Genomic DNA, 16,579 nt, shown 5'->3' with positions numbered 1-16,579 from the left:
AAATAATTGAATAAATTTTTTTGAAATAAAAAAAGGGGTACCAATACGGCACCCCTTTGTAGAAAAATTATTCAATTATTTAAGTTGTCCAGTGATCAAACTCCAGCTCTTCAGCATCTATATACGTCATATTGATCGGGGCCAGGTCAGCATATTCATGTGGGTTTACTTCTCCGGCAGTCCTGTATTCTTTGCCGATAGTGCAAGCTTCCATCATTCTTGATGGAATTTGCGTCAATGCAATTTCCGTCAGCCGGTCTTTAGACGGATTGGTCATCATCCATTCCCATGCAAGGTCGTCGTTTAATATTGTAGGCATCCGCTCTTTTGAATTATGGATCTGTTTCATCAGCGCATTTGCCGCGGTTGTAACCAAAGCAAAAGTGTTAACATGTTCACCCGTGTACTTATCCGTCCACGGGTTCCATATTCCCGGAAAGAAAAAATATTCACGACCCTTTAACCCAACCTGGTAAGGATACTTATCGGCAGTTTTAAGGGGAACGCCTTTTTTACCCATCGGGAACACATGCCGGGATTCTATAATTCCGGTGGACAAGACTAAACAACGCCGCTTTTCCGCGGCATCTGCCCACATAGAGCGCTTACCCTGTTCATTGACAAATAAATTTTCGGCTTTCGCATTCAGGGTCGTATATCTTCTCCTGAACATTTCCGCTTCAGCGCGGTCAGGTATATAATTACCGATAAATCCCCATTCCATCTGCACGATGTCGAAATCAGTCAAATCCTCATTAGGTATCAGAACGGCACTTGGTCTGTAGTTAAATCCGTTATGCACATCCACATTGAGAAAATCATAATTTCTTACGGCTTTTTCCAGTCTTTTGAGTTCAATGAACTCAGCCCTGGTCACTTTCTGTCCGTTGTAATAACACATATCTTATTTCTTTTTACTTCTAATGTGGAGGGCAATCAGCCTGCCAACCTCTTCCGCTTCCTGCTGTCGGCCCTCCGGAATAGATGTCCAAAATTTCACTTCTTTCCTGTCTTCAGCAACAGTGATCGTCAGCGGTTTACGGGTATCCTTAAACTGTATATGAAAAACACGTCTTTCCTTTATTTCAGCTTCAGTCACTTTAGCGGTTTTATCCTGGTATTCAATCTCAAAAGGCGGCTCAATTTCCCTCATCAGTTAAAGTTAACTATTTTTTATATTTGATTAATGATGGAACTTAAAGTCGGTGAGTATTATAATGTTAGCTGTGCTGAGATCATGATGAATGGTGATGGGGGGACCTATTATATTCCGGTATTTGATCATTTACATGCTGATCCGCAATTTGGATTTCTTCATAAGCACTATCACATCGATGGAAGATTTGACATGCATCCACGAATGGTCCATGAGTTTAGCTTATCCGGTGGTCATACAGCAGCAGTCATTGTTCCGGAAAGCGGTGGATTGTACAAATTCATAAGGATAACATTTCAAAGCATTAAATGTCTTCGGCTGGAAACCGGCCTAAGTGTACCCGACAGACCTACCGAAAAGCAAAAGCCAAAAGTCGAACAGTATAACCGCTGGTATGAATCCTTCGTCGGGCAAATATGTACCGGCAGAAAATGTCCGCACTTAGGTACAGCAATGCTGGAGAAAGACGGCAGATTAGTATGTCCGATGCATGATCTGACGGCTGACCTGAAAACCCTGGAGGTCTTCCGGAGATAATTGCTTTTATTTGACTTTCTTTATCCATTCAAGCATTTTAACGATAGCGGAATCGTCAAATAGATAGTCCGTTTGGTTCATCGCATCCATAGCCGCTTCGAAACCGTGGTGCTTTTCAAATTTACCCTTTAGCGTTGCGATGACCTGCTCAATCGGCTTGCTCGTGAGCGGCAATATGGCTGCAAATGTATGTTCGGTAAAATCCGTCTTTAATGCAAAGATTGGAAATATCGCTTCGATGCCAGGTTCGATAACAAACGGTACACCATAATAAGGTTTAAACACTTCCGTATTAAACCAGAAATCAATCGGGTAAATGTTTTCGTCAGGGTATTTGAGTTGCGCACGAATCTGATCGTATGTCGGGTCAAGTATAAATGAATAGCCGAATTTCGCGAATGCAAGCAGAAAACCGGTCTTTAGCAAGGCGATCTGCAGTTTATGCACGTCAACCTTGGAGTCCTTAAAACTAATATTGATCAGATCGTCCTTTCCGGTTGTTTCGAGATATTTTTTCAGGGTTTCCGGGTTGTTTTTGAGCTTGTCATGCTTAACGGTAATTTCGCCCTCTTCAGTTACTTTTATATAACTCTGTACCTTTTCCCCATTATGCTCAGTTTCTGCGGCAAATGCTACCCCCGGTTTAAATTTCTTCTGGTCAATCTCCACAAGCCGTTCGGTAAGATGCACATCTATTTTTTGCCCGCAGGTATTATTACAGGCTTTGCAGGTCAATACTTCAGCTTTGCCTCCCAATGATTTTGGTGGTGCGTCTTCAAGCGTCAGCGGGTTTTCTGTGGACTGGTCTAACGCGGCTTCGGAAAACTGTTCTTTACAAACCGGGCAGATATAGGTTCGGTCGAATTTTAAATCAATTACAAGGATACCCTTGTCCTTTAAAAAAAGCAGGTGATCCGCATATTTGTTAAACAGGTGAAGCCTTCTTATATCTCCCTGTGTCATTGTGCTTTTATCTCCCGCTCTTTATGTTCATCAAGAAAAGCGATTGTATTCGCAAGTTTTGCTATTATACCGGCATCATCCATTCCTTTATTATCGGCAGCAAAAACCTCTTCTATACCTTTTTTCCAGTTACCGTACGCTATTTCATTCAGCCATCCTATGCAAAGTCTGAAGGCATATTCCCGATCCTGTATCGGGCATCCATTTTTATAAGGCACCTGCGTTTTCATTGCAAACGGAGCGAGCACTTGCTCCACATCATTTTCTTCTGCGATTTTTTCAATTGCCGACTGATCAATAACCGTACCTGCCCAGTATTGTGATTCAGCTTTGATATGCGCTTTCACCAAACCTTTGCCGTAAATTGTATTTACGCTGTAAGTGCCGCCGTTATTATTGCGCTGAAAACCGTTAATCATTTCGATGGCTTCAAATACCAGTGCTCCTCTGACCGGGAAATTATGGAGGTTGAGCTTGAAATTGAAATCAAAACAAACCTTCAGGATTTCCATCAGACTTTCCTTGCTGTCATCCAGTGTCCAGAAGATCACAGTATCAGAAATAGTGATGCACTGTRGTTTTGAAGCGCTGAGATCGGCATGTAAAACACCGTGACCACCCTCCTTATATTCTCCCTTGCCCAGCGCCGCTTCAATGTCTCTTAATATGTGTGTAACCCGCCTTCTGGTCTCATCAGTCTCATTGTTTTCAATGAAGTTTTTATAACCCATAAGATCAAAATAGCCTACGTACTTTTTCATTTCCTAAAATTTGCATAAAAATAGCATTAAAATACAGCCAGAATAAGAAAAGCCACCAGAGGGTGGCTTTTCTTATTCAAACAGTCCTTAGTTTTTCTTCCTGCAGGCGCTGATGAACGCGACGGCTAACTGGCCTAAACCTATTAACTCCATAATCGTGTCATGACTCATGATACACAGTGGTTTTGCTTTTTAAAGTGGCGGCCCACTTTTCCTCTTTGGTACCGGAGTACGACAAGGTTATCTCACTTTATAACATCTCTGGCAAACGGGCGGAGAGTGAGTCCCGGGTCCGTTTTTAAACAAATATATACCAACATTAAAAAAATGCAAGTTTTATTTTATCTGCCGGCAGGAGAAGGTATTCCATGCAAAAATAGTTTGCTTTATACATTTGTCAAGCCGTTTACGCGGCATCTGTTATATTCGCAGCATGAAAAAAACGATATTAACCTTCTGCATACTTTTTATATCACTGGTGTTAATTTCATGGGGTTTCAAAGGCCATCGCGCCATAGCAACCATCGCACAGAAACACCTGACCAGTAATACCGCATACGTTGTTTCGGCTTACCTTAAAGGAGCAGGCATGGCCGATGTCAGCACCTGGGCGGACGAGACCCGAACCAATACAACTGCTCCCTGGCATTTTCTTAACCTGCCATTGGGGCTGACCCATGAGCAGTTTATACAGGCTGTTCAGCAAAGCGATAACAATGTTTACACTGCTATTCTGAAAACAGAAGCGGCGCTGAAGGACAAAACACTGGGCATTGATCAGAAAAATGAGGCATTAAAATACCTGATACACCTGGTTGGCGATGCACACCAGCCGATGCACATCAGCCGTAAGGAAGATAAAGGCGGCAACACTATTCAGGTTCGTATGGATAACCAGGGAACCAACCTGCATAGTCTGTGGGACAGTAAACTTATAGATCATGAGGGATTGAGTCAGGACGAGATTGCCAGGCAATACGATTCAGCCACGGCGGCCGACATCAAAAAATGGCAGGCAGACAGTCCGATGGAATGGATCTGGGAGAGTTACCAGATCAGCAGTCAACTGTACGCCGAAATTAAACCCGGCCAGACCATTGATGAGGTTTACTATAAAAAATATATCGGTACCATTCACCAGCGTATTGATCAGGCCGGGATCAGGCTGGCAGGTGAGCTGAACAGATTATTTAACAGCGAACAGGTAAAAATTACAGCAGTAACGTTAGCTCCGCCGCCGCCGCTAAGCCAAAAGACAACAGCTGCCGTTAAACTTGAAGATGTAAAAAATGCCACGGGTAAAACGGTCACCGTTCAGGGTAAAGTTTACAGCACGAAGGACATCGGCAGTATGATCTTAGCGAATATGGGTGCTGCATATCCAAACCAGTTATTAACGCTTGCAATTAAGGGGAGTGCCAAATCATTGGGCAGTCAGATCGATGGCAAAACCATCACGGTCACCGGGGAGGTGATTGACTATAGAGGAAAGCCGGAAATAGTTGTCAGCGATTCAACACAGATCGTTGTCAACTGATTTCCGTTTGGATAAATATCCGGCCTGCTGACTGGTATGGGTTTTCATTTGAAATGTCCATCAGTCTGCAGGGAAACCGGGTTTAAAATAAAAATCCCCCGAGCGCTCGCCGCCGGAGGATTTTAACCTAAACCTTATCACAAAGACAGGCAGGATGCCTGTCCTATTAATAGAACGCAAATTATAAAAAAAATATTACATCAGCGGCGGGACTCACGCTGTCTGAAATGCATATATTCACGGAACATATGCTCATCATAGCGGCGTTTCATCGCTTCCCGTTTTGAACGGACACTATAGCGCCAGAGGAATATTGCCCAGACACCAAAGGCAACGGCAAAACCCGGCCATGGATTGTCTTTCATGCTCAGCGCACCGAAGAATCCGAAGGTGGATACGAGGCATGTGAATATAAAATGGACGAAATTTTTCATAACATTTAACAATTAAAGATACTAAATTACTTAGCAATTTCAAAGCGTTTTTTCAGTTAAGTTCATAGATATTGTTATGCTGACGGGCCGAAAGAACCCTTTCACGAATGACATCAATGATGCCGGATTCAGGTATTCCCCTGAACCACACGACCGGGTTTTCCGGGTCTGTACATTTTAAAGTAACATCCATCAGTTTAAACAGCTGAAGCATAAAGGACTGGGTCATGATATAGTCCTTTACGCGGAACATTTCGATCTGGTCAACACGTTTGAAAAATATTCCCCTGCTTGTCCTGATATATTCCGCTGTGATCAGGTACCGGCAGTTTCTGATAAACAGCATCCGGTACCAGGCAGCTCCGGTGACGGCGAGACTGAACAGGATGAAATAAGGTGAAAGGCACCAGGCCAGTAACAGGAACGCTGCGGCAAGCAGCACCAGCGGCAGTGTTTTTAAAAATGCAAAGATCAGTGCCGGTCTGAGCATGATATCATCTGTCTGTGTCATGTTTTAATTCTTCTAAAAAGTTGATATGTTTAAGGGGCTTGCGTGTCCTTATGCCGGTTCGCATCCCGGAGGCAAGTTCCCAGGCATGGAGGCTGAGCAGCTCATCTTCAAAGAACTTTATGCCGGCAATATGCTGAACTATGGTTTTATGACCGGCGTGGTGTAAACGAAGCTGTATCCCTTTCAGGCCTGCAGCCATTTTGATGTCGGTCATATTTCCGATGAGTTCTTTTCCGAATACCAGCGTAAATTTCCGTTTGCGGTAATTTGAGCGGATCCAGTCTGCCTGCCGGGGAGAAAACCTGCTGCCGATAGCTATAAAAGCAAGCTGTTCATAATTCGGGTACCGCTGCCTGTTCATCGTTAAAAAGGCGACAGCTTCCATAGCGGAAAAAGTAATGATCACTTCTCGCGCCGTTCTATTCCCGGCAAGCCAGAGATTTTGAGTGGCCGGTATTTTATGAAAGCCGTCGCCATAATGTTCAAAGCTGTCACCATAGTCAAATACCGGTACCTGGATATTAAAGAAAGCCCGGATCTGTTCGGGAATTCCGAACTGTTCCAGCCGGGTGCGCATTACCGGGAGCCTCCGCTTCGGGTATAGGAACGGCGTGCCTCACCCTTCATCTCAGACTGCCGGTTTTCCATGTCCCTTACAGCATTGTAATATCCGGCGCTCAGTTTTTCCGCTTCTTTCTGTTCCCGCTTTTGATTAAACAGGGCGTTCAGGCCTTTGTATAAAACATAAGAAAGGCCGCCATCAATCAGTACAGAAGCAACAAGCGCTATCTTATCGGAACGGATACCATGGGCATCAACGGCAGAATAGCTGAACTTAGTGTGATCGGCGAGTTCCACTTCTTTGCCTTTGCGGTATTTTTCTTTTTGGCCGGCTGTGAGAAATTCATTGTTTACCATGTCCGGTGCCAGGATCTTTTCGGTGTCCGAAACAATATATTCCCTGGTATCGGGATCGTATTCAACCAGCAATTCCTTTTTGTTACCCTTATTGTCAATGGTAATTTTCAGAAGGCTTGCCACTTCGCCTTTCTGCAGCTGCCGGGCTTCGTTATCGTCCAGAAAATCCGGGGTCGCGGCCTGACGATATACAGGGTGGATAAGCAGATCTATTTTGCCGTCTGCATTCGGCTGCAGTGAGATCTTTGCGTCGAGCGATTTAATTCTGAAGTTCTCTGCTTCGAGGTCACGCAGTTCCAGCAATCCGGTGCGGCGGCCTGAAAGCAATGCTTTCAGATCGTCCACGTTTAAAAGCAGCTGCCCGTTTGCGGCCAGCCCAATGGTCTCCATATCCCCGACAGGGAGATCCTTTTCGTTGAAATCTGCCAGATTCATATTACCTCCCTATTTTATAGGTTCTGTTGTTTTCTGCGGACTGTTCCTGTTGCGCAGACTGCCCCTGTTCTTCGAGTACCATTTCCGGTTCCCGCGGGTTATTCTTTGCTTCGAGCAGGGATTTAAAGAGTCCGTCGGTCGGTTTGACCACCTTGCGGGTACCCGAAGCGTCTTCCACTTTAATGCTTTTGGTCTTGTAGGTTTCCAGTACCTTATAAGTGTTATCCATATAGGCAATCTCATCACCTATGTTAAAACCGGCACTGTTTGCAGTGCTCTGTTTTTGTTCCTGTTTCTGATTGACACCCAGCAGCAGGGCGGAGATCTTTTGTGCATCCCTCGCCGCCTTTGCAATTTCGAAAGGCTCATCTTTCAGGATCTTGACGAAGTTGCTCATGTAGGCAGCCTGCTGCCCGAAGCTGTGACCGATCTTCAGTTCCCCGCCAATAAGGATTGCGGCAATTGCCGCCCGCATTTCTTCCCGTGAATATTCCAGTGAGCCGAACTTGCCTTCCATAGGGCGGTTGAGCCGGCTTTCATGGCCGGACCAGTGCGCGAGCTGGTGTATAGCAGCCTGGTAGTATCTGGTGTCATTTTCAAACTGATCCTTTTCCGGCATAAAAATGGCATCGCGCTGTTTATCATAGTACGCTTCCTGTCCGCCGTGGATAATGACAGCCTTGCTGTCTGCGATTAGTTTTTCAGCCCTTTCCGCGGGTGACATGGTTTGGGCTTCGTTCTGCTTTTGCAGAAAATCTTCCAGCGGCTGAATATCGTTCAGCTGGCTCGCGTTAAACAGGAATGCTTTACCCTGCTGGGGCTTTTCGAAGGTCACGGTTTTAGTCTGCGTTACGCCCGCCTCATCTTTGATCCTTTCGCCTCCGGCGGTGCGTATGGCCTGGATGTCACTGGTTTTAGGAAACTCTATCAGGGTGCCTTTTTCCTCTTTTTTCACCCATGAACCCGCATAGCGGGCTGCGTCCGCAGACATCCAGCGCGGGTCGTCATGCCGCTGCATCCCCAGGATCAGCGCATTCATGGCACTGTAACCTTTACCTGTCGCCGGGTTTACCGGTGTGACAAATGCCGGCATACCGTTTTCTTTAACGGGTTTCTGGAATAAGGAATTACCTTCCCTGATCTCCGCGATCAGCCTGTCTGCAAGCTGTATCGGGAGTGCTTTGAAATTTTTGCTCATGTTCGTTTTTATTTAGCAGTTCATATAAAAATTGAATAGGGTTGATATACCGCTGTTTGCAGYGGATACAGAAATGAAGATGTTCTCCGGTTACCCGCCCGGTCGCCCCCGTAATGGCAACAGGCTCGCCTGCGGTTACGCTGTCAGGCCGTCCCACCAGGATTCTGCTGAGGTGGCCGTAAACTGACTCCACCGTTCCGTGGCTGAGCCGGATATATAGTCCGAGATTCTCATCGTATCCGGCAGACTTCACAATGCCGCTGAGTATAGCATACACCGTGTCATGTCGCGCCTTCAGGTCGACACCCTGATGCAGGGTGTACCTGCCTGAAACCGGGTGGATGCGGAATCCGAAGTCAGAGCTGATCTGCAGATGTTTGAGCGGGAGACAGACCAGGCAGAAGCTGATCAGTGTTTTCATCGGCTGTAACTTTTGGTAAGGTCAAGCTTTTGTACCTGTTGCAGCCGGTCCAGCGCCCGGTCCCAGATACCCGGATGATCGCGGGCGATCTCCAGTGCATCATAGGTGCCTCTCGATGTTTCTCTGTCCTGGAGCAGCATGACCTTGTACATGGCCTTAAAGTCATCAAGTTTCATGGATGATCCGTTTTGCGTCAGGCCATCGGCGATCTGCTGCCTGTCCTTCAGTTTAAACAGGTTATCACCGGAGTAAACGCTTTCGCCGCCGCCGGGGAAGCTGACATAGATCTCGCTGCCGGACCGCGGGTAAGTTAATACCCCGACCTGACCCTGCTTCTGGATCGGGTCTTCTTTAAAATCCGGATGCACCAGCACGAGTGATCCGGTCAGATTTTCACTGTTCATTGCCTTAATTCATTTTAAGTTTATTGTTGTTTCCTGACTGCAGCATAGCAGTCAGCATGGATTAGCAGGTCCGTGACACCATGAATTACTGAGGTACGGCGGAAGCGGGCCCGAAGCCAAGCACCATTTCCTGAATTTCGCGGCTGATCCGGTTGAAATTCTGCCTCAGTTTTTCGTCGGTCTTACCGTCAAAATCATAATAGGCCGGGAGCGGTCTGTAGCTTTTTTCCTCTCTGGATATCTCATTCATATCGAGATTGATCCGGCAGTTTATTGCAGAGGTTTCGAACTGTCCGGTAAACTTTTCATTCGCGTCGGCGGCAATCATCCCGACCATCTCACCCGAATTGAGGGAGGCGATCTTACCTGCGGGGATAAGCGGCTCCAGTTTTTCACTGAGGGAAGTTGATGTTTTATTGCGGTCAATCGAGAGGCTTTCACCCATCTGTTTGGATTTGCCAAACAGCCGCTCCAGCCATTCCAGTGTTTCCTTGTTTCTCACTGAACCTGAAATCACATTCCCAATAATGGCAGTCATTACTGCGGCTGTTTCCTTACCATACTGATGGTTCAGCATCGGAATTTCCTGAAGCCCCAGACATACACATACGCGATTCGATCTCGCAGTTGCGATCAGGTTATCGGCCTTATTTATATATAAAGAGGGCATTTCGTCGACGATCAAAGCGGAGGGTAAATTGCCCTTTGAATTGATCAGTTTAGTCAGGCGGTTGACGACAATAGAATAACAGGCTGAATTGATATTCTGGGTATTCGGGTCATTAGCTAAAACCAGCATACCCGGATTCCCCTTTGCCGATATTTTCAGATCGAAGTCATTACCCGAAAAGATCCAGTACGTTTCTTTAGTGGCCAGGCGGCTGATGAAGATCTTCAGTGTTCCGATCTGGCCTTCCAGCTGGTCAAATGCCCTGGCATTGTAAGCAGTCATAAAGGGTGACAGCAAGGGCCGTAATTCCGGTTCAGATGTCAGCGCGCGAAATATTTCCTCGTAAGTGCAGTTTAACAGCGCCAGGACATGAGGAAAACTCGAATATTTTCCATCCCTGTATTTACTCATGAAGTATATACAGGAAGCAAGAAAATTGATAGCGGACTGGGTGAAGAACTGGTCGCTTCCGCCGGATCTGTCGCCCTTTTTTAAAGCCTCCACTAATGCTTCAGCAGTTTCAGCTGCGTCAGCGAGAGACCTGATATATTCAGCACTCCATGGATTGATGCGGCGGCTTTTTTCCACATCATTGAGATTAATGACATGAAAAGTGAAGCCCTTCAATTTCCCTTTTTGCTTTGCCAGCAGATAGTGATAGTAGGCAATGTGGCCGAGATCGGGGAACTTGAAATCATACAGGCAAACGGCGAATTCTTTGGCAATCAGCTGCCTGATAAATGGGTTAATGATTGAAAAACTCTTCCCGGAGCCGGGGGTGCCGAGGACCATCGTGCCCCTGAAAACGTTGCAGATATTGATCCAGCCACTCCTTACTTTTCCCTTATAATAAAAAAGCATCGGTATGTTGACCGAATAAGGTGTCTCCACCCGCTTTACCGGCTGCATGAAACTTTCGGCTTCCGTATTCCACTTGTCCTTGCCCAGACCGGATCTGATAAACTTCGAGATATTGTCCATAGACAGGCTGACCATCAGCGCACCGATGAATGAGCAGATCATATAGAACAGATCAAACCAGGTGGTATAGGAAAACGCGACAGGTGAAGCACGGCCCTGGCAGGCGATGCTGCCAAAAAATAAAAGCAGGCCGGCAGCCAGCGGGTAACCGATATGCTTTTTGGGATCAAGGTCAGTTTTCTTTTTAGCGAGGGTACCGATGCTGACCAGGCAGATCAGACTGAACGTTGCCAGTTTGCTATAGATCAGGCCGGAGTAAATAAACAGGTGGCTGATCTTTTCAAGCGGGGTAAAAAAAATGCCCCAGAACGGGGCATCGCGGTAGACAAAAATGGCAGCTTCTATTAAAATGGACAGGTAGATCGCACACTGCAGGAACCCGTGAAGCTTTTGCTGTTCTCTGGTTTCTTCCATAAAATTATTTGATTTTCATGGGTATGAAAAGCCACCGGCATTTGCGGGTGGCACAGGAAATAAGCGGCAGATGGAAAAGTTTAGTCGGGAAGCATATCCGCATCGAGGATATCCTGGTAAGCAATGTTCAGCGTAATTACACGCCCGGAAAGCTGTTTTTCACTAAGCTCCGCGTGCAGTACCTTGTTTCCGGGAAAAGACAGTTTTTTAAGGACGAATATGTTCCGGTAGTTTTTAGAGAATCGGGGCGGGCTGAACAGCACGAATTCCGGTTTAATTTCAACCGACTGGTTATTGGCTGCTTTGGTTACCTTTTTATCGTCCACCTTAAACCGGAAGTCCGAAATGTCGTATTTCAGGTTCGTTTTATTATGATAGGAAATATCCAGGAAGACATAATCACCAACCGTGTAGACATGATTCAGCTGCCCTTTGATCCCAAAGGCTTTGACCTTTTCTCTGCTTTTCTCCGGGTTTCTGGAAATCAGTGAGAGCGCTAAAGTCTTCAGCTGATTTTGGGAAAGGCCAACACCTGAAATATCAAGTGGCCGCATTTCTGATGGCGTAATGTCGATAGCTGCAGGTACTCCCGGATATCCCGGCAGCAGCCGGTACTGGGCAATAAACTTTTCACCGGCGACCGTTATGACCGACCCGGTAAATGACTTGAGGGAATCACGCAATTTTAAGCGTAATACATTTTTGAGCGGCAGATCACCGATCAGATCCTTTGCAGAAATATCCACATACTGAATAGGTTCGGGGGATATAAAATGAATGGTCAGGTTTTCCGGCAGATAAACCACCGGCAGTGTTTCCTGGGCGTAGAGGGATGATGCAATAAGCACCAGTAAAATGAATAGTAGCTTTTTCATGTCATTAATTTTTTCGTGGTGTTATTGTTTTTGAATGCCTTTAATTTGATTCTTATCGGTATTCAAGAGGGCTCCGCCGTTTTCAGGAGTACTCAAGGGGCTTTCCAGTTTTTGGGCGTTTTGCAGCGCATCGGTGTCGATGATATAGAGGTAGGAGTTGTATTTAAGCTTCGCCTTGTTCTTTCGGATCAGATCGGCAATAGCTGATGAAGTGGACTGAAACATTTTACTGAGCGAACTCATGACAAACTGGGTGTTTCCGGAGCCGCCATCTACCGAGACACCTTGTACCGAGTTGCTGCCGAGGTCTTTGGTAAAGTCCCGGAATGCGGACGAGGGCACATAAAGGCCGGGCAGGCCATCCATATCATAAACGTCGAGTTTAACTGGGAGGATCTTACCATTATATAGAATAGATGTAATGGAAAGGGTAACCCGCTGCTCTGAAAACCCATTGATCAGTGCGTACAGAAATGTGCCTTTTTTGATGAGGTTATTACCGGCTTTGATATCTTCCAGCAGTTTTATACGTAAGCGTGAGCCTGCATATCCGGTTACATTTTCATCAATTACGGCACTGATAAATGCAGGCTCCTTTTCTGGCATAACCGTATTAAAATCGCCGGATACGGCATCAGTCTTTTCAACGGTCAGTTTAACCTGACTTTCCTTAAGCTTTGCAGCTTTATCGGCAGCCTCCTTTTTCTTCAGCTCGTCTTTGTAGGCCGGGTCATTCTGTTTGCTTATACTGTCCATGATGGCCATTTGCTGCCTGAAAACATCCATCGGGTCTTTTTCCTTTGGGGCGCGATCCATTTCATGAGCCTGGTTTGCCTGTCGGCGGCTCATATCCTCCACCGCTCTGGCAACCTGACGGTCATGGGCAATCCCGGCTGCAGCTACCTGGCCGGCAGCAGAGCTATTACCCTGACCGAACTTCAGTTTCATCGCCTGCTGAATGGAATCCAGTCTTTTTTTCTGCTGATCTGAATAGTCGTTATTATAGGCCGGGTTACTTGAATTTTCTTTGGGAATCACGTTTACCGCGGTTAAGCCATCGGCTTCTTTGTAAGCGTTCCTGTAGGCATCAAGCTTATCCGCCAGTTGTTTCTTACGCACATTGGCTGAAACCTCGCCGACTGAACCGTTCAGGCCGCTGGCTTCTTTGACCGCTGCCTTTGGCTTCGAAAAGCCGCTTTGCCATGCATAAAAGAACAGGCACAGAAAGGGCAAAAGGATGACCGGCAGCACATATTTGGGCTGCTTAAAATTGATTTTCATAACATTTTATTGGAGGGTGGTGAATTTTGGAAAGGCGGTCAAGGGCACTATCCAGTAAGGCGCTGTCTGCACCTGTCAATCGCTTTTTGGCAGAAATACTGTCAACCATCTTTTTGAGGTGCAGTGTTTCCCGGATATTGCCGGTCGCCAGCATGATCTGGTCAAAGCCGTCCTCAACAGGATTAACCTTCTTTACCATTGTTGTTTTCGCCTTATCCGGGTGATGAAAAACCGCAAATGACAGCACGAGCGATAGCGCCATCAGGAAGACCATGGCCCCAAACAGGAATTTGGGGTAAGACTCCGCCAGGCGTTTAGCCACATTCCTGACTATAGTAAAATAAGTACCAAATTCCTTGTGCAGCTCGCTATACAGTGTATCCCTGGGATCTCTGTTAGAATGTATTTTTCTCCACATCTTGCAGGTCTTTATTTTCCAGGGTTTTCCAGTTCGTAATGAGTACGCCATGGGGATTATTGTCGCTTCGGGGTATGTCCTTCAGGTTACCTTCCGTAATCAGCGAGCGGACAACAGTAGAGCTGCGCCGGTCAATTTTCAATTTACCGTAATAGCGGAAATAGCGCCGTGGCATGTCAACGGCAATGGAATCTGTTTGCAGGGTCAGCACGGAACTGGAGGAAAGGATGGAGTTAAAGAAACCGTTCTCCTTCAGATTATTATATTGCTGCATCCCTGATTCATCCACAAGGTACATGGCTTTCTTCATCTGGTATTCCATATAATTATCATCCGGGGTTAACGAAAAGAACAGCGAATGAAACAAGTCGACATCAGCCCGGTATTCGGCAGGCCGGTTCATCTGTACATCCGTTTGCCGGGCCAGTATTGGGATATTATTATCCAATATGTAAATGCTTTTTTGTGCATTGGATACCAGTTTAAAGGCATAAAGGCAGTTCATGCCGACAATGATCACGGAGGTCAGCAGGCTTCCTGCCGCTATGAACGTCGCCAGCTTTACCTTGGCTTCGATATTTTTGATGATCATAAATCTTGTTGTTAAATAAAAAGGCCGCCCATGACAATGGAACGGCCCAGATTAAAAGGAGAAAAAGAACAAAAAGGGATTCTGATTAAAAGAAGCTGCCGGCAGCTTTTCGTGCCATACTGGTCACCGTTCCCGCGCTTCGGGCAAAGGTAGAAGTGGCCGAACTGATACCGGAAGTGGAAATGATCCAGGTAGAGATGCTGGGCACGGTGAACATACAGATTGCACCGATTAAGAATACAATAATTACGGTGCCGAAGGACAGAATCCCGTTACCGGCAAACCACGCCATTTTTTGAAGGTTGGCATTCATCCCATTTGCACCAACGAGTTCCGTGTACTTACTGATTTCTGATTTCAGCGCATATTCCTGCATCAGTCCGCAGATGTACATGATCAGGTAGGCAATACCACTATATAGATTAACTGAAACAAAGCGGGCGATCCAGGTGCTGAAACTATCGCGGAAAGCCGGCAGGATACTGACAGCTACAGCAAACGGGCCGAGCATGATCAGAATGGAGGAGTAAATGATCTGTATCATAAAAATGATATAGACCGCCAATCRCAAGATCCATATTCCCAGCAGTTCCAATAACTGTGTAAAGAGCAGTTGCATCCCCACAGTGAGCCGGTTCTTTAATTCCAGCAACGGAGAAACTACGCTGCTGATTCCCTCTTTAACGGTGCTGGTCACGGAATCCCATGCCTGGCCATACCAGGTATCGCTTTCCTTTTCTGCTACTTCTGTTTGTGCCTGGTAGGTATACAGGGAATTTGCTACAGCCAGCATCAGGCCGGAGCGGTTAAGTCTCAGATTGTTGACGGTGGTCTGCTCGCTGCTAAACATTTGTTCTGTTTGATTAGCAACAATATCTGTCGGAAAAGCAATCATCCTTGTGAATGGCTCCCACCATAATATAACCATGGCTAATCCAAAGGGTCTTAATAAGGGCATGATCTCTAACTGCTTATCGCCTGCCATCATCTCATATGACTTAATAGCGAAAAAAATGATCATAAAAATGGCAGAAAGCGCTTTGGCATCAGTAATAAAAAGGTCAAAATGCGCCCATACTGAGTCTTTGAGTCCTTTCAAAAACACCATGACGCCTTCCTCATAAACACCGTCACCCTGTAAAAATTGTAAAGTCTTGCCATTATCGGGCGTACTTGTCGTCTGGGCAAATACTGCAGTGATACAAAAGCACAGGAGTACTAATAAACTTATTTTCTTTTTCATTGCAGATGTTGTAAAACTTGTTTAGCTATCTGGATATCCGACTGTGGTGTCCATTCGCTGACCGTTACCTGGTTAGCTTTTAATTTCTGCTGCTGGGCGGTCATATTGATGGTGGCCTGCGCAGAAGATGTTCTGATAGCCCATACCCCGGCAAGCCGGCGGTATTCCATCAGGTAACGGTGACAGGCCAGGATTCTGGAACCCCTGTCCATTGTTGTAGAATGCGCGGTCTGAATCCTTTCTTTGAGCATATCCAGCTCATTTTTATACCAGGCATATAAACCTTCGGATACCAGTTTGGCGCTGACCTGCGGAGAAAGCCCGGCGAGGATAGAGGCCGTCGAATTATTAAGCACAGGTTTGAGTTCATTGCTATAGTAGAGTTGCCACAAAGGGTCAGCATCCGAGATCAAACCGGATTGATTGGCAATTTCAGACAGTGCTGTATTACGCACCGTATCTGACTGCAGTTTGTATTTATTGTCCGTGTTGTTCATCGCCCCAACCAGAGCCAGCCGCTGTGTTTGCGGGCCGGTCGCGCTCAGCGGGCGCAGATCTTTCTTGTGATAATCGGGGTGAAACAATCCCCAGGTGAGCCAGTAATAGGGGTTGAGGCTGAGAAACCCCGCCTTTGGCGTAAACTTGTTCTGGTCCCATTGCAGGTAAACCATCCGTTGTTCCTGGTAGCGGACGCTTTGGTCATTTGCTTCTGACTGACCGAAACAGCTGTGAAGGAACGCGAGCAGCATAAATGTTATAGGAATTATGATTTTTTTCATGATTTAATTGTTTTTAAACGGCATCCAGGCTATCATCCGACTGCATCGGTA

The 16,579-nt window shown here is 46.2% G+C and carries 20 protein-coding genes; 2 read left to right on the top strand and 18 right to left on the bottom strand.

Annotated elements, in window-relative coordinates; genetic code table 11:
- Window positions 1–79: 79 nt before the first annotated feature.
- Together AC1DPZ_RS00565 and AC1DPZ_RS00560 are read right to left on the bottom strand one after the other, a co-directional pair.
- Complete coding sequence (locus AC1DPZ_RS00565; protein ID WP_477400499.1) at window positions 80–901, bottom strand: SOS response-associated peptidase; 822 nt, start codon at window positions 899–901, stop codon at window positions 80–82.
- 3 nt (window positions 902–904) lie between these two features.
- Window positions 905–1,153 (bottom strand): hypothetical protein, encoded by a 249-nt coding sequence (locus AC1DPZ_RS00560; RefSeq protein ID WP_477400498.1) that lies wholly within the window; start codon window positions 1,151–1,153, stop codon window positions 905–907.
- 33 nt (window positions 1,154–1,186) lie between these two features.
- Between AC1DPZ_RS00560 and AC1DPZ_RS00555 the strand changes: the two genes are divergently transcribed.
- Window positions 1,187–1,693: a hypothetical protein gene (locus AC1DPZ_RS00555; protein WP_477400496.1), complete on the top strand. Its 507-nt coding sequence runs from the start codon at window positions 1,187–1,189 to the stop codon at window positions 1,691–1,693.
- Window positions 1,694–1,699: 6 nt separating this feature from the next.
- On the opposite strand, the gene AC1DPZ_RS00550 is transcribed toward AC1DPZ_RS00555, so the two are convergent.
- Both AC1DPZ_RS00550 and AC1DPZ_RS00545 read right to left on the bottom strand, forming a co-directional pair.
- Complete coding sequence (locus tag AC1DPZ_RS00550) at window positions 1,700–2,656, bottom strand: hypothetical protein (RefSeq protein WP_477400495.1); 957 nt, start codon at window positions 2,654–2,656, stop codon at window positions 1,700–1,702.
- Window positions 2,653–3,417 (bottom strand): hypothetical protein, encoded by a 765-nt coding sequence (locus AC1DPZ_RS00545; RefSeq protein WP_477400493.1) that lies wholly within the window; start codon window positions 3,415–3,417, stop codon window positions 2,653–2,655. Before AC1DPZ_RS00545 ends, AC1DPZ_RS00550 begins: the two co-directional genes overlap by 4 nt.
- 433 nt (window positions 3,418–3,850) lie before the next feature.
- On the opposite strand from AC1DPZ_RS00545, the gene AC1DPZ_RS00540 reads away from it, so the two are divergent.
- Window positions 3,851–4,954: a S1/P1 nuclease gene (locus tag AC1DPZ_RS00540; RefSeq protein ID WP_477400491.1), complete on the top strand. Its 1,104-nt coding sequence runs from the start codon at window positions 3,851–3,853 to the stop codon at window positions 4,952–4,954.
- A 200-nt stretch (window positions 4,955–5,154) separates the two neighbouring features.
- Here the strand turns inward: AC1DPZ_RS00540 and AC1DPZ_RS00535 are convergent, their stop codons facing one another.
- From AC1DPZ_RS00535 to AC1DPZ_RS00470, 14 genes are all read right to left on the bottom strand, one after another.
- The gene (locus AC1DPZ_RS00535) at window positions 5,155–5,388 is read right to left on the bottom strand and encodes a hypothetical protein (RefSeq protein WP_477400490.1); all 234 of its coding nucleotides are present in this window, start codon (window positions 5,386–5,388) and stop codon (window positions 5,155–5,157) included.
- Between the two features lie 52 nt (window positions 5,389–5,440).
- Window positions 5,441–5,899, bottom strand: a complete 459-nt coding sequence (locus AC1DPZ_RS00530) for a PH domain-containing protein (protein ID WP_477400488.1) — start codon at window positions 5,897–5,899, stop codon at window positions 5,441–5,443.
- Window positions 5,883–6,476, bottom strand: coding sequence for a hypothetical protein (locus tag AC1DPZ_RS00525; RefSeq protein ID WP_477400486.1), 594 nt, complete (start codon window positions 6,474–6,476; stop codon window positions 5,883–5,885). The genes AC1DPZ_RS00530 and AC1DPZ_RS00525 overlap by 17 nt, the downstream gene beginning before the upstream one ends.
- Window positions 6,476–7,252, bottom strand: coding sequence for a DUF4099 domain-containing protein (locus AC1DPZ_RS00520; protein ID WP_477400485.1), 777 nt, complete (start codon window positions 7,250–7,252; stop codon window positions 6,476–6,478). The genes AC1DPZ_RS00525 and AC1DPZ_RS00520 overlap by 1 nt, the downstream gene beginning before the upstream one ends.
- Before the next feature lies 1 nt (window position 7,253).
- Window positions 7,254–8,450, bottom strand: a complete 1,197-nt coding sequence (locus AC1DPZ_RS00515) for an ArdC family protein (protein ID WP_477400483.1) — start codon at window positions 8,448–8,450, stop codon at window positions 7,254–7,256.
- Window positions 8,380–8,871: a M23 family metallopeptidase gene (locus tag AC1DPZ_RS00510; protein WP_477400482.1), complete on the bottom strand. Its 492-nt coding sequence runs from the start codon at window positions 8,869–8,871 to the stop codon at window positions 8,380–8,382. Before AC1DPZ_RS00510 ends, AC1DPZ_RS00515 begins: the two co-directional genes overlap by 71 nt.
- Window positions 8,868–9,275: a hypothetical protein gene (locus tag AC1DPZ_RS00505; protein ID WP_477400480.1), complete on the bottom strand. Its 408-nt coding sequence runs from the start codon at window positions 9,273–9,275 to the stop codon at window positions 8,868–8,870. The genes AC1DPZ_RS00510 and AC1DPZ_RS00505 overlap by 4 nt, the downstream gene beginning before the upstream one ends.
- A gap of 85 nt (window positions 9,276–9,360) precedes the next feature.
- Window positions 9,361–11,340 carry a type IV secretion system DNA-binding domain-containing protein gene (locus AC1DPZ_RS00500; protein WP_477400478.1) on the bottom strand — a complete coding sequence of 660 codons (1,980 nt, stop codon included), beginning with the start codon at window positions 11,338–11,340 and terminating at the stop codon, window positions 9,361–9,363.
- A gap of 80 nt (window positions 11,341–11,420) precedes the next feature.
- Window positions 11,421–12,215, bottom strand: coding sequence for a DUF4138 domain-containing protein (locus AC1DPZ_RS00495; protein WP_477400477.1), 795 nt, complete (start codon window positions 12,213–12,215; stop codon window positions 11,421–11,423).
- A gap of 21 nt (window positions 12,216–12,236) precedes the next feature.
- Window positions 12,237–13,496 carry a conjugative transposon protein TraM gene (locus AC1DPZ_RS00490; RefSeq protein ID WP_477400475.1) on the bottom strand — a complete coding sequence of 420 codons (1,260 nt, stop codon included), beginning with the start codon at window positions 13,494–13,496 and terminating at the stop codon, window positions 12,237–12,239.
- The gene (locus AC1DPZ_RS00485) at window positions 13,480–13,914 is read right to left on the bottom strand and encodes a hypothetical protein (protein ID WP_477400474.1); all 435 of its coding nucleotides are present in this window, start codon (window positions 13,912–13,914) and stop codon (window positions 13,480–13,482) included. The genes AC1DPZ_RS00490 and AC1DPZ_RS00485 overlap by 17 nt, the downstream gene beginning before the upstream one ends.
- A complete protein-coding gene (traK, locus tag AC1DPZ_RS00480) occupies window positions 13,892–14,506 on the bottom strand; it encodes a conjugative transposon protein TraK (RefSeq protein WP_477400472.1) in 615 nt (204 codons plus the stop codon). Before traK ends, AC1DPZ_RS00485 begins: the two co-directional genes overlap by 23 nt.
- A gap of 85 nt (window positions 14,507–14,591) precedes the next feature.
- Entirely contained in the window at window positions 14,592–15,749 is a 1,158-nt protein-coding gene (locus tag AC1DPZ_RS00475) for a TraJ family protein (protein ID WP_477400470.1), read from the bottom strand.
- Complete coding sequence (locus AC1DPZ_RS00470; RefSeq protein WP_477400468.1) at window positions 15,746–16,528, bottom strand: hypothetical protein; 783 nt, start codon at window positions 16,526–16,528, stop codon at window positions 15,746–15,748. The genes AC1DPZ_RS00475 and AC1DPZ_RS00470 overlap by 4 nt, the downstream gene beginning before the upstream one ends.
- Window positions 16,529–16,579 lie beyond the last annotated feature (51 nt).

It is taken from the genome of Mucilaginibacter sp. P4_G9, assembly GCF_056400985.1.
This window is presented reverse-complemented; position numbering and strand designations above follow the sequence as displayed.